Here is a 12,102-nt window from a genome sequence, read left to right on the forward strand (position 1 = left end):
TATTTCGAATTATCTTTCAAGTATAAAAAATATTTCTGAGTGATGGCACATAAACTAATTATTTAGGGATTATTGGGCATTATTAATTCCCGATTAGCAGCACACAAACACTTATATTTGAAACATCAATAAATTATGGCAGTTGTTTTGCTAACCATCACTAAACACACAAAATGAAAAGGATCAATATTTTAGCTACATCGATAGTGCTGCTATCCATCAGCATTAACGCAAATGCGCAGATTAAACTGAGCGATATTTTTAAAAAAGTAACTGAAAAGCAAGGTGCCACCTCAACAAGTGCCACCGGAACCCCATCTACTTTCGAAATTGGTCAGGGAATTAAAGAAGCATTACAGATTGGAGTTTCGGCCGGTGCCGACAGGCTTTCGGTTAAAGATGGATTTTTAGGCAACCTTGCTGTTAAAATATTAATGCCACCTGAAGCACAAAAAGTGGAAAAAACACTGCGAGGCATAGGTTTGAACAAACTTTGTGATAATGTAATTGTAAGCTTAAACCGTGCTGCAGAAGATGCCGCTACGGAAGCGAAACCTATTTTTATTTCTGCCATTAAACAAATGACTTTAACTGATGCCACTAATATTCTGCTGGGCAATAACAATGCAGCTACTGAATATTTTAAAAGGGTAACTACATCGCAACTGATGGAAAAATTCAGCCCGATTGTAACCACCAGTTTAAGCAAAGTAAATGCTACCAAATATTACAGCGATTTAACCTCTCAATATAACCGTTTACCTTTGGTAAAACCTGTAAATACCAACTTAACAGAATATGTTACCCAAAAAGCAATAGATGGCTTATTTGTTGAAGTAGCCAAAGAAGAATTGAAAATAAGGGGTAACCTAAACTCAAGAAGCACAACCCTATTGCAGAAAGTTTTCGGTTATGCGGATAAGAAAAAGATTTAGTTTAGATGTGGTTCGTGGCGACACGAACCATGGCCACTGATTAAGTTTATTTTAAGTAAAATATCGTCCGATCGCAGGTTTCTAATGAACAGAAACAAAAACTATTTGTAAAATTGTGCATGACGAAAATCAGTATCAGATTAGTTTCTGTTTTAATTCCCTGTGTGGCGTTAATCACCGCTTGTAATAACAATAAATCAGGTAAGGAAAGTACCAAAGCCGTTTTAGATACCGTTTCTTTAAGCAATAAAAATTTCGCACTGGCTTATCAGGATGGCGATAAAATTGTAGCGACTAGCATTGATACCATGAAACAGATTTCGTTCGGTGGTGCTAGCGATCCGGCAATTTCACCTGATGGAAATAAACTGGCTTATACGCTTAATGATTCTGTAGGGAACAGATCGATCTGGATTGCAGATATGGAAAATAAAAGCCAGGGCAAATTGCAGGTAAATAGCAACAACTATTACGGTGCGGTGTGGTCGGCAGATGGAAGCAATATTGCTTTTAGTATTTTTAACAAAAATAGTATCTGGAAAATAGGTTTAATTAAAGCTGATAATTCGGGTTATATAATGTTAGATAGTGCATCGAAAATAAATGTTTATGGGCCTGCCTGGAAAAATGAAAAAGAAATCATTGCACATGACCTGGATAACCTTTACACATTTAATCTTGCTGGAAAACTGATAGATACAAAATCTATTAAAGCGCTAATCGGAAATGCATATTACATATCAAGTAGCAACAATTTCTTCTACAGCAGAGATGGCAAAAAATTAATCTTTAATGCCAGTAATGGTGAGGTGCTGGATGGCTTACATGATAGGGCCGAGGCTGCTTATATTCTTGATGTTGCCAGTAAAAAAGTATTACCAATCTCACCCAAAGGCGTTCATGTGCCTTTCCTATTTGTTACTGCCGACGACCGTATTTTTTATAGCGGTGAAGAAAAGCCGTATACACAGAGCAAAATTTATGTGTCAGATTTAAGCGGAAACATTAAAACGGTGGTTGATAAAGGGACTAACCCAACTGGTGCGCTAAAGTAGGAGAGTCTTCGTAAGCCTGAAAAGGATTAATTCTGTTTTTTGGAGCGCAATGCCTGTACAAAAAAATAAGCTGGTTCCCGTGTTCCGCTTATACGCTGCCCCGCTACCCGGGATGCAGGGTAGCGCTTCACCCGGGGCTAGGTGGCCAAAATAGCATTTCATTTTAGAGTTTGCAGGGTGCACACACTTTGTTAATAAACCTGATGGCAGCGGCAGCTCCCGACTTTACGTCGGGACTATAGCAAAAAGCAGGGCTGCAGTCTGCCAGGACCATCCTCCTTTCATTTTCAAAAAAAGAGAATGAAAACCTTATCCTTTCTGCACACAAGGCCTTTAAATACTTTCGAAGTTTGCCCTGCTCTTTCCCAACATCACACTTCGAAAGTTTGCCGAAAAAAATAACAAAAATTTAAAGTAATATTGAGTTTCATCCGTCTACTGAATTATTAAACAAAATTTAGTGCCAACAAACGAACCTCAAAATATCATTTCAACCGTTGCCAATTATGGTAAGCGCCTGTTCAGTTTCATCCGCGGGAGGGTGAATACCGATGAGGACGCGGAAGATATTTTGCAGGATGTTTGGTTCCAGTTGAGCAATCAGCCCGAAGTAGGAACGATTGAGCAGATTAGTGGTTGGCTTTACCGCGTAGCCAGAAATAAGATTACCGATAAATACCGGAAACAAAAGGAAGAATCGCTGGAAGATTTCAGTTTCGAAGGGGAAGATGGCGAAATTAACTTCAAAGAAATTTTATTGGCCGAAACCTACTCGCCGGAAGAAGAAAGTTTAAAAAAATTATTCTGGGACCAGCTGTTTTTAGCGCTCGAAGAACTGCCTGAAAATCAACGCTATGTATTTGTGCAGAATGAACTTGAAGAACGTACTTTTCAGGAACTGGCAGATGAAAGCGGCGAAAATATAAAAACATTAATATCAAGAAAAGGTTATGCGGTGAAACACCTGCGTAACCGCTTACAAAATTTATATCAGGAATTTATTAACTATTAAATTTGCAGACATGATGAATAGAAATTTTAATCGGCGCAAGAAATTTATTTTCTTTTTACCCGTAGCGGTGCTTATTGCAGCGGTACTGGGTTATGTGGTTATGTTTTTATGGAACTGGATTTTACCTGAGGTGGCGCATGCAGGCAAACTAAATTATTGGCAGGCGCTGGGCTTACTGGTACTTTGCCGGTTGCTCTTCGGCAATTTTAAAAAAGGCGGTCATGAGGGCCATAATGGTTTCCGTGAGCGGGCGAGGAGCATGCGTGCCAAATGGGAAACCATGGATGATGAGGAACGGGTAAAATTTAAAGAAGAGTATAAGCGAAGGTGTGGCGGATGGGGCCACCACCGCAATAAAGAATAGTTAAAAGCTCCGGAGAAATTCGGAGCTTTTTTGTTTTATTACCCGATCATTCTGAGAGGTATCGTCATTGCTAGGAGGAACGACGAAGCAATCTTACAACGATCGCTGCTATAACTAAAGCATTAAGATTGCTTCGTGCCTCGCAATGACGACCTATTTATTGTCTCACTAATCAACAAGTTAATCTACTAAAAAGATCCTCACTACACTACAATAGACAGAATTCATTAGCAAGGCCGTCATTCCCGCGCAGGCGGGAATCTTAAAGCGCTTGCATTACGATTATTCATAAGTTTTTCTTTTTTCAGAGGCATTCATGAGCACTCCGTGGTTCCCAATCGACCCGATAGCTATCGGGTTGGGAATGACGATCTCACGCAGCCTATCATTTTGCCAAAAAGCACGGTCTTTTATATTGATTTTATGAAATAATTATTCCTCAGGATGACATAACTACGGGATATTCCTCAATAAATAAAAAAAAAATCAAAATAATTTAAAGTAAAAATAAAGCTGCTCCGTCTTCCTATATAAATAACAAAAACAACAGTGTTGGTGCTTCAACTCATTTAAAGTGAATTGCTTACCAATCTTTAAAAAGATAAGAAAATGAAAAAAATATTAAAAGCTATAGGATTTGGGATCGTACTAGGTGCAGCCGCTTTCTTTATCCCGTTTGTATTCAAATTTATATTAGCCTTCGTGCTAATCGGTTTTATGTTCAGGGTATTTGCCGGCAGAAGACGCCATTATTTTCACAACCGCTATAATGGTTTCGAAAACCATTTCAACCCGATTGTGCCGATCGATAATCAGTGGTACAAGCCAAATGTACAAAGCAATGGAACCGTTAACAACATCAACGTAAATTATTAGCGATGAGAACATTTAGAATATTACTGGCATTGGCTGTTGCCGCAGGAACTTTTTACAGCTTAAATGTATTGGCTGTTCAAAACGGATACTGCGATCGCCTGGATTTTAAAAACAGGAACTATACCGAAGATTGCCAGCACGAATACAGCAGACATCATGGTTTCAGCCATCACAATAGAAAGGCTACTGAGGCCGTGATCACCCCAATTGATAGTGTAAACACCCTAAACAGATAAGGTTATGTCGCAAGTACTTTTTTTGAGTGATCCATCCCAGGCAGATGTAAGTCCGATTTTGGGTATGGCCAATGAGCTGATTACCCGTGGGGAAAAGGTTACCTTTTTTAGTTCTGATGTGTTTAAGGGGCCTATAGAAGAAATCGGGGCTGAATTTAAAGCCTACAATCGGGAGGTGGATGTTTTTCAGCAGAGAAATGAAAGCGATGAAGAAAAACCGAAATCGGGATTAATCAGCGCCTTACTCGAACCCATGAAATTTATCGATGATATTTTGGTGCAGATAAGGGGTTTAAAATTTGATTATGCCGTTTTTTCGCCAGCTTATCCTTATGCAAACATCATTACCCAGCTTTTGGGTATACCAAAAACCGAACAGGCGGTTATCAATTAACGATTGGTTAAAACCTGTGAATTAACAAAATAAATAACAATAAGATTAAATAACATGTACAAAGAACATAGATGCCACTCGGGCAGGATGCACGGCCGTTACGGCGCAGGAGAAGGAAGATTTGGAGGTCACTTTGGTGGACATTTTGGGCACCACAAATTTGGGATGTTTAACCAGGGATTTAGAAAAGTACCGGTTAATATCGAAGAAACAGAAAACAGTTTCATCATCGAACTTTATGCGCCAGCACTGGTTAAAGAACACTTAAAAGTAGTGACCAAAGATGATGTATTAACCATCTCTTACCAGCCTAAAGAAGAAGCTGAATCGGCTAAAAAATACAGCAGGAGAGAATACAGTAATGGAACTTTTGAAAGGGCTTTTGCCTTAAACGGAAAGGTTTTATCAGATAATATTTCGGCGCACTACGCTGATGGAATTTTAAAGGTTACCCTACCTAAAAACCCCGAAACGAATACACCCGAAAAAGATATTCAGGTTCACTAAGTTTCGTCTATTATAATTTCCAAGCCTCAATTGTTCAGTACAATTGGGGCTATTTTATTTTGGCATTGGCTTACATAATGGGTTTGTTGAAGCGATATTGAAATGCCGTTTGCTATTGGCGGTATTTTAAGGTACTTTTGCTAAAAGACATAAATACAATAGATTGAATTTTAACGACTTTAATTTTAACCCAGATTTATACGAAGGCTTAATGGCCATGGGGTATAAAAGCGCTACTCCAATACAAGAACAAGCCATACCGGTAATTTTAGATAACCATGATCTGATTGCCTGCGCCCAAACCGGTACAGGGAAAACGGCCAGCTATCTTTTGCCCGTAATGGATAAGATCAGCAAAGCTACCGACAGGCATAACAATACCTTGATCCTGGCTCCAACCCGCGAACTGGCTCAACAGATTGATTTACAGGTTGAAGCATTGGCTTATTTTACCAACATCAGCTCTTTAGCGGTATATGGTGGGGGAGATGGAATTGCTTATGAACAGCAAAAACGCTCTATGCGCGAAGGTGTAGATGTCATTATCGCTACGCCGGGCAGGTTAATGGCCCATTTATCCTCGGGTGTGTTAAAACTGGAGCATTTACGGCATTTAATCCTGGATGAAGCCGACAGGATGTTGGATATGGGTTTTTATGACGATATTATCCGGATCATCAGCTACCTGCCAAAGAAAAGGCAAACGCTTTTATTTTCGGCCACCATGGCACCAAAAATAAGGACGATGGCCGGCAAAATCCTGCACGAACCCAAGCAAATTACCATTTCGATAGCTAAACCTGCCGAAGGTATTGATCAGCAGGCTTACAATATCCATGATCAGCAGAAACAGGCTTTGTTGAGTGAGATTTTCAAAAGCGGACAATATAAAAGCAGTATCATTTTTGTTTCTACCAAAGAAAAAGTAAAAGCTTTATACAAGACTTTTAAAGGCTTAGGCATTAAAGCAGAAGCTTTCCATTCAGATCTGGGACAAAAAGAACGTGAAGATATTTTATTGGCCTTTAAAAACAGAAGATTGCCTATTTTAATCGGTACCGATGTTTTATCACGAGGAATTGATGTGGAAGGTATTGATTTAGTAATCAATTATGATGTTCCCGGCGATCCTGCTGATTATGTACACCGCATTGGTCGTACCGCAAGGGCGGCCACTAAAGGCACAGCCATTACACTGGTTAACGGAAGGGATAAGCGTAAGTTCGATAACATAGAGAAACTAATTGAAAAGCCTGTTCCCCGCATGCCGTTGCCAGAAAGCATTGCTGCAATGGAAATTACACATGTGGAAGAAAAAAGGCCTCAGCATAATGGCAAGAAAAAGGTTTGGCATAAAAAGAAAAAACCGAAACCTTCAGCTTAAAATGTAAAAAGGAAGATGTAAAATGGATGATTTAGCTAGCGATAGGAAATTCATCCATTTTCTTTTATCGCTTAACTTTGTTATTCAATGGCAAATTTCATCCTTATCGGTTTATGCATTTTGGCAGGTATTCTTTTCAGAAAGAGCAAATCGTTGCCTAAAGATGCACACAAAGGTATTAACGCCTGGATTATTTACATTGCCTTACCAGCAGTTTCGTTTAAGTACCTGCCACATATTACCTGGACAAATGATTTGCTTTTCCCGGCGTTGGCACCAGTTTGTGTATGGCTGTTCGGTTGGTTATTCATCACGGTTTATAGTCGTATCAGGAACATCAGCAAAGCAAGCTCAGGTGGTTTAAAATTAACAAGCTCCTTAAGTAATACTTCTTTTGTAGGTTTTCCTTTAATTGTGGCCTATTTTAGTGAAAAGGAATTGGGAATCGCCATTATCTGCGATCAGGTTACTTTTACGCTGCTATCGACTATTGGGGTGATTGTGGCCATCCGATCCTCACAGAACCAGGAATTAAGCGCCAAACTGGTGCTTAAAAAAGTATTAACCTTTCCGCCGCTGATCGGTTGTGTATTGGCTTTAACCATTCCACGTTTTATCGATGTTTCTGTTCTTGATCCATTGTTTGATAAGCTTGCCGGAACGGTTGGTCCGTTGGCCTTGTTTTCAATTGGTTTGCAGCTCAAGTTTGGGGGCTGGTTTAGTGAATTGAAGCATATCAGTTTTGCTTTGTTATATAAGTTGATTTTAGCTCCTTTGGTGGTGATGCTGATTGCTGTAGTTTTAGGGATGAGCGGAACAATTACCAAAATAACCATTTTCGAAATGGCCATGCCAACTTTATTAACGGCAGGGGTAGTGGCTGATCAGTATAACCTTAACCCAAAACTTTCCAATTTAGTAGTGGGGATCGGGATATTGCTTTCATTTATCACCACGGGTTTATGGTGGTTGGTACTGACTTATTCAGGGTTGGTTTAATTTACCTCGTTTTTTTACCACAGAGGCCACGGAGAAAATCACAGAGAACACAGAGGCTTTTTTGCCAAGATGCACTGATTAACACGGGGAAGTTGATTTATCGCGACAAGTAGCGTAAAATCGTCATCTCGACCGAATCACCGCGGATTGGAGAGATCTGTCTCGAGATAGATTTAGCTTTGCTGAGCACTCCGTGGTTCTCGACTTCGTTGCACCCGATAGCTGTCGGGTCCGCTCGAATTGACGTATTGGAGGAATTTCGCCTACCGCCAATCGCTTAGCGCCCTATGCGGTTACAACCAACAAAAAGAGCCGCAAAATTTCTTCTACGGCTCTTTTAAACTAATTTAACTTCCTTTACAAGGCTAATTTCTTAGAAATTGCTGCCGGAATACCTGCTTTGTTTAATAAAATGGCTGTCGTTTTATATTTAACGTAGTTTTTGGTTACGTATAAATAACCTTTATAATCGTTTGTAGCACCCCAGGAGTTTTTTACGATATAATATTCTTTACCATTCTGATCTTTTGCTAAACCAACGATATGCATCCCATGGTCATCAGTGGTTTGGTAATTATCAAATGCCAATTGACGGTTTTCCTGAGTAATTTCCATCTCTGGCTGTGGGCCGTTAAACATCTCCGCTTTTTGTTTCATCGTCATATCAGCAAAAGGTGTCTGCGGAACAAAAGCAACACCATTTTTCCAGCTAAAGGTTTTTTCGCTCACATCTGTAGCCCATGCAACAGTATAACCACCTTTTAAGGCATTATCAATAATGTCTGTCAATTCGTTTACCTTAACATTGTAAACCTGATCAAATGACCAGTTATCGGGTACCAGCAAAGTAAATTTGCTGTAGAAAGGATGATCATTAAAAGAAGATAATTCTACATAGTTGTCTGGATTTAAACCTACAACTTCCTTGGCAAAAGTTTGTGGGGTATATTTTTTACCGTTATAGGTGAAATTTTCTGGCACAGCACCTAAATAAGCATCAATTACGCCCGTATAAGCTTTTAACCAGTTTGGTGTTAACTCGCCGTTCGAATTTTTTACTACTGCGTCTAAAACACCTTTTTCGATATCGCCAAGCTCGGCAGTTTTGTTGATTTTAGTACCATAGTTTAAACCAGTGTACACCTCTTGCGGAACCGCACCGTATTTTCTGTACATGTTGATTACATCATGCAAAGCACCACCATCGCCTAATGAAACTGCACCATGCATGCGTACATAATTTTTTCCTTTTTCTACGTAAGCATTGCGGGCAGAAAAAAGTTGGGATAAGGTTACAGGTTGTTTACCTGCTTTGATCATTTCTGATTCTAAAAATGAATTGGTTGAATAGCTCCAGCAAGTGCCCGAAGAGCCTTGGTTTTGAACCGGTGTATTGGCCAGGTTAATTACTTCTGTGAATTTGAAAGAAGCTGCACTGTTTTCACTTTGGTTGTTTTTTAAAGAATTAACAAGATTGTCTTGACCATAAACTGCCGATATAGATAACGACAAAGCCAAACCAATCACACTGATTTTTGTGTAGTTGATCATTTTTTTATGAATAATTATTAAAAAGTCAGCGAATGTAGAAATACTTGATGATTTGGGGTCAAAAAGTTTGTAATAAATCGATAACATTAGTCATTTAAATGCAACAAAGTTGATTTAACATTCTGGCAAACTGATCGGAATATTGGTTGCCAGGCCTCCATCAGAGGTTTCTTTGTATTTGGCATTCATATCTAGAGCCGTTTCCCACATGGTATTTACCACGGCATCGAGACTCACTTTTGCTTTATCGGGATTGCTTTGTAAAGCCAACTGACTGGCCGTAATGGCTTTAATTGCGCCCATGGTATTCCGTTCGATACAAGGAATTTGTACCAAACCACCAATCGGATCGCAGGTTAAACCTAAATGATGTTCCATGGCAATTTCTGCAGCCATTAAAACCTGCCTTTGCGAGCCGCCCAGGCATTCTGTAAGCGCTGCTGCAGCCATGGCTGAGGAAACGCCAATTTCGGCCTGACAGCCACCCATTGCTGCGGATATGGTAGCACCTTTTTTGAAAATACTGCCTATTTCGGAAGCGCAGGCAATAAACTGGATGATTTTTTCTTCACTATAACCATCGCAAAAGGTTATAAAATATTGGAGTACGGCCGGAATTACCCCGGCAGCACCATTTGTAGGGGCAGTTACTACCCTGCCAAATGAGGCATTTTCTTCATTTACGGCCAGCGCAAAACAGCTTACCCAATCTAAAGTATAATTAAATCCGTTACCACCTTTCCTGATGGCTTCTACCCAAGTATTATAATTGGAATATTCACTTTTACTAATTAAGCGTTTATTTAAGGGGAAAGCCCTTCTGGCTACATTTAAACCACCCGGTAAAAAGCCAGTGGTATGGCAGCCACGATAAATACAATCGCGCATGACGGCGAAATGTTGTAAAATACCTTTTTTGGTCTCAGCTTCGGTACGCCAGGCCAGTTCGTTCTCCATTACGATTTCGCTCACTTTTAAACCGGTAGACAGACACCAGTGCAACAGTTCTTTTGCTTTTTCTACCGGAAATGGCAGATCAACCTGGGCTTTTTTACTGTTATCTTCTCCTTCTTTCACCACAAAACCACCACCAATAGAGTAATAGGTTTCGGAAAAAGCCTTTCCGTTATTTAAAAATGCCTGAAAAGTAACTGCATTAGGGTGAAAAGGTAAACTTTCGGCAAAAAGAAAGAGTAAATCTTGATTATAATCGAAATTGATGGTTAAATGACCAGCAAGGTTCAGTTTTTTATCCCGTTGGATGCCTTCGAAAGTGGGTGTAACTGCATCTACATCAAAAGTTACGGGATCGGCTCCGGTTAAACCCAATAAAATGGCTACATCAGTTCCGTGGCCCTTGCCTGTTTTGGCAAGAGAGCCATACAGCAATATTTTAATGCCTTCAACATCGTTAAGCAGGTTTTGCTGTGCAAGTGAAGCGGTAAATTGTTGGGCAGCACGCCAGGGACCTAAAGTATGTGAACTTGACGGGCCAATGCCTATTTTAAAAATATCGAAAACTGAAATTTGTTCCTTGATCATTTATGAATATAGTTACACAAAGCTATGATTGTTTTATGATTTTGGCTAAATTAATTTTGACTGAACATCAAAATATTTTACCTTAGGAAAATCTAATCCAAACGCTCCAAAAATGGACTTTAACAACAATTATCAAGAAATTGATTTAAACTACTGCCGTGCCAGCTCGGGCAAAAGATTCGCTAATTACATCATCGACGTTATTGTTTTTTACATCATTCTTTTTGGCATTTACATCTTTATCGGAATTTTAATTCCTGGTATTTTAGACGGAATCAATGATCTTTTAGATAGGTTGATCGCGATGGTTTGTTATGGCTTTATTATGTGTTTAATAGAAGCCGTTTCACGTGGAAAATCGATCGGGAAACTCATTACAGGAACAAAGGCCGTAAACTTAGATGGTAGCGAGATTGATTTTGGAAAAGCGTTTACGCGAAATATGATCCGTGTAATTCCTTTTAATGCAATTAGTGCGCTCAGTAATCCTTGTGATCCCTGGCATGATCGCTGGTCGGATACCATGGTGATTGACGAGAAAAAAATGGCCTTGCAAACCCAAAGGGTAGATCTGTTTGATTCGGTTAAAAATCAAATTCAATAATATCATCGTCTTTTAACATGCGCTCCACAAACTTCTGATGGTTTTGTGGCGTTCCTGTCGCTACCCAGTTTCCGGTAATGATATTATCAACCAATTGATGTTTGCCGCGTTGAGGTTTGAGTTTACTTTCTCTAAAAACTTCTTCGTAGCTTTCTAAATTGCCATGGGTATGTTGTCTTTTAACAATGCGGTAAACCCGTTTGGTAAAGCGGCGGTCGCCGATTTCTTCTAAAAATGGAAAAATAATCAGGGCCAATAATACCACAATGGTAACGCCAATGGCCTGTTCGTAATAACCAGAGCCTATGGCCATGCCAATGGCGGCCACAATCCAAATGATACAGGCTGTAGTTAGCCCTTTAACGCGGTTTTCTTCTTTAAAAATTACGCCTGCACCAAGAAAACCAATACCGGTAACAATGTTCGAGGCAATACGATCCTGACTGGTAGGCCCGATTTTTATGGATAAAATGGTGAATAGGGTAGCGCCCAAACCGATCATCATCATGGTTTTTAAACCAGCAGATTTACTTCTATATTCGCGTTCGGCACCGATGATGCCACAAAGCAGGGTAGCCAATAGAAATTTATTGATCTCACTTTGTGTAATGAAATGGTTTTGATCTAAGATGTCGTTCATTGC

The 12,102-nt window shown here is 39.7% G+C and carries 14 protein-coding genes; 11 read left to right on the top strand and 3 right to left on the bottom strand.

Going from position 1 to position 12,102, the window contains the following annotated elements:
- Window positions 1-173 precede the first annotated feature (173 nt).
- The 10 genes from H9L23_RS22705 (at window position 174) to H9L23_RS22750 (ending at window position 7,762) form a co-directional block, all read left to right on the top strand.
- Window positions 174-935, top strand: coding sequence for a DUF4197 domain-containing protein (locus H9L23_RS22705; RefSeq protein ID WP_187592448.1), 762 nt, complete (start codon window positions 174-176; stop codon window positions 933-935).
- A 119-nt stretch (window positions 936-1,054) separates the two neighbouring features.
- Complete coding sequence (locus H9L23_RS22710; protein WP_187592449.1) at window positions 1,055-1,990, top strand: TolB family protein; 936 nt, start codon at window positions 1,055-1,057, stop codon at window positions 1,988-1,990.
- A 460-nt stretch (window positions 1,991-2,450) separates the two neighbouring features.
- Entirely contained in the window at window positions 2,451-3,002 is a 552-nt protein-coding gene (locus tag H9L23_RS22715) for an RNA polymerase sigma factor (protein WP_187592450.1), read from the top strand.
- A 10-nt stretch (window positions 3,003-3,012) separates the two neighbouring features.
- Window positions 3,013-3,366: a hypothetical protein gene (locus H9L23_RS22720; RefSeq protein ID WP_223191008.1), complete on the top strand. Its 354-nt coding sequence runs from the start codon at window positions 3,013-3,015 to the stop codon at window positions 3,364-3,366.
- 609 nt (window positions 3,367-3,975) lie between these two features.
- Window positions 3,976-4,242: a hypothetical protein gene (locus tag H9L23_RS22725; protein WP_187592451.1), complete on the top strand. Its 267-nt coding sequence runs from the start codon at window positions 3,976-3,978 to the stop codon at window positions 4,240-4,242.
- 2 nt (window positions 4,243-4,244) lie between these two features.
- The gene (locus tag H9L23_RS22730) at window positions 4,245-4,478 is read left to right on the top strand and encodes a hypothetical protein (RefSeq protein ID WP_187592452.1); all 234 of its coding nucleotides are present in this window, start codon (window positions 4,245-4,247) and stop codon (window positions 4,476-4,478) included.
- A gap of 4 nt (window positions 4,479-4,482) precedes the next feature.
- The gene (locus H9L23_RS22735; RefSeq protein ID WP_187592453.1) at window positions 4,483-4,872 is read left to right on the top strand and encodes a glycosyltransferase; all 390 of its coding nucleotides are present in this window, start codon (window positions 4,483-4,485) and stop codon (window positions 4,870-4,872) included.
- 54 nt (window positions 4,873-4,926) lie between these two features.
- The gene (locus tag H9L23_RS22740) at window positions 4,927-5,379 is read left to right on the top strand and encodes an Hsp20/alpha crystallin family protein (RefSeq protein WP_187592454.1); all 453 of its coding nucleotides are present in this window, start codon (window positions 4,927-4,929) and stop codon (window positions 5,377-5,379) included.
- Window positions 5,380-5,542: 163 nt separating this feature from the next.
- Window positions 5,543-6,763 carry a DEAD/DEAH box helicase gene (locus H9L23_RS22745; protein ID WP_187592455.1) on the top strand — a complete coding sequence of 407 codons (1,221 nt, stop codon included), beginning with the start codon at window positions 5,543-5,545 and terminating at the stop codon, window positions 6,761-6,763.
- Window positions 6,764-6,850: 87 nt separating this feature from the next.
- Window positions 6,851-7,762, top strand: coding sequence for an AEC family transporter (locus H9L23_RS22750; RefSeq protein WP_187592456.1), 912 nt, complete (start codon window positions 6,851-6,853; stop codon window positions 7,760-7,762).
- Window positions 7,763-8,119: 357 nt separating this feature from the next.
- Here the strand turns inward: H9L23_RS22750 and H9L23_RS22755 are convergent, their stop codons facing one another.
- Window positions 8,120-9,313: a C1 family peptidase gene (locus tag H9L23_RS22755; RefSeq protein ID WP_187592457.1), complete on the bottom strand. Its 1,194-nt coding sequence runs from the start codon at window positions 9,311-9,313 to the stop codon at window positions 8,120-8,122.
- Between the two features lie 114 nt (window positions 9,314-9,427).
- Window positions 9,428-10,855, bottom strand: coding sequence for an L-serine ammonia-lyase (locus H9L23_RS22760; RefSeq protein ID WP_187592458.1), 1,428 nt, complete (start codon window positions 10,853-10,855; stop codon window positions 9,428-9,430).
- Between the two features lie 112 nt (window positions 10,856-10,967).
- On the opposite strand from H9L23_RS22760, the gene H9L23_RS22765 reads away from it, so the two are divergent.
- On the top strand, window positions 10,968-11,459 hold the full coding sequence (locus tag H9L23_RS22765; protein ID WP_187592459.1) for an RDD family protein: 492 nt from the start codon (window positions 10,968-10,970) through the stop codon (window positions 11,457-11,459).
- On the opposite strand, the gene H9L23_RS22770 is transcribed toward H9L23_RS22765, so the two are convergent.
- Window positions 11,440-12,099, bottom strand: a complete 660-nt coding sequence (locus H9L23_RS22770; RefSeq protein ID WP_187592460.1) for an MgtC/SapB family protein — start codon at window positions 12,097-12,099, stop codon at window positions 11,440-11,442. The genes H9L23_RS22765 and H9L23_RS22770 overlap by 20 nt on opposite strands.
- Window positions 12,100-12,102 lie beyond the last annotated feature (3 nt).

This window comes from Pedobacter roseus (assembly GCF_014395225.1).
GTDB classification, from domain to species: domain Bacteria; phylum Bacteroidota; class Bacteroidia; order Sphingobacteriales; family Sphingobacteriaceae; genus Pedobacter; species Pedobacter roseus.

Excerpts from the sequence above, each read along its gene's own strand:
- H9L23_RS22750 (WP_187592456.1), top strand. The coding sequence starts at position 6,851 with ATGGCAAATTTCATCCTTATCGGTTTATGCATTTTGGCAGGTATTCTT.
- H9L23_RS22770 (WP_187592460.1), bottom strand. The coding sequence starts at position 12,099 with ATGAACGACATCTTAGATCAAAACCATTTCATTACACAAAGTGAGATC.
- H9L23_RS22735 (WP_187592453.1), top strand. The coding sequence starts at position 4,483 with ATGTCGCAAGTACTTTTTTTGAGTGATCCATCCCAGGCAGATGTAAGT.
- H9L23_RS22720 (WP_223191008.1), top strand. The coding sequence starts at position 3,013 with ATGATGAATAGAAATTTTAATCGGCGCAAGAAATTTATTTTCTTTTTA.
- H9L23_RS22765 (WP_187592459.1), top strand. The coding sequence starts at position 10,968 with ATGGACTTTAACAACAATTATCAAGAAATTGATTTAAACTACTGCCGT.
- H9L23_RS22755 (WP_187592457.1), bottom strand. The coding sequence starts at position 9,313 with ATGATCAACTACACAAAAATCAGTGTGATTGGTTTGGCTTTGTCGTTA.
- H9L23_RS22730 (WP_187592452.1), top strand. The coding sequence starts at position 4,245 with ATGAGAACATTTAGAATATTACTGGCATTGGCTGTTGCCGCAGGAACT.
- H9L23_RS22725 (WP_187592451.1), top strand. The coding sequence starts at position 3,976 with ATGAAAAAAATATTAAAAGCTATAGGATTTGGGATCGTACTAGGTGCA.
- H9L23_RS22710 (WP_187592449.1), top strand. The coding sequence starts at position 1,055 with ATGACGAAAATCAGTATCAGATTAGTTTCTGTTTTAATTCCCTGTGTG.
- H9L23_RS22705 (WP_187592448.1), top strand. The coding sequence starts at position 174 with ATGAAAAGGATCAATATTTTAGCTACATCGATAGTGCTGCTATCCATC.
- H9L23_RS22760 (WP_187592458.1), bottom strand. The coding sequence starts at position 10,855 with ATGATCAAGGAACAAATTTCAGTTTTCGATATTTTTAAAATAGGCATT.
- H9L23_RS22740 (WP_187592454.1), top strand. The coding sequence starts at position 4,927 with ATGTACAAAGAACATAGATGCCACTCGGGCAGGATGCACGGCCGTTAC.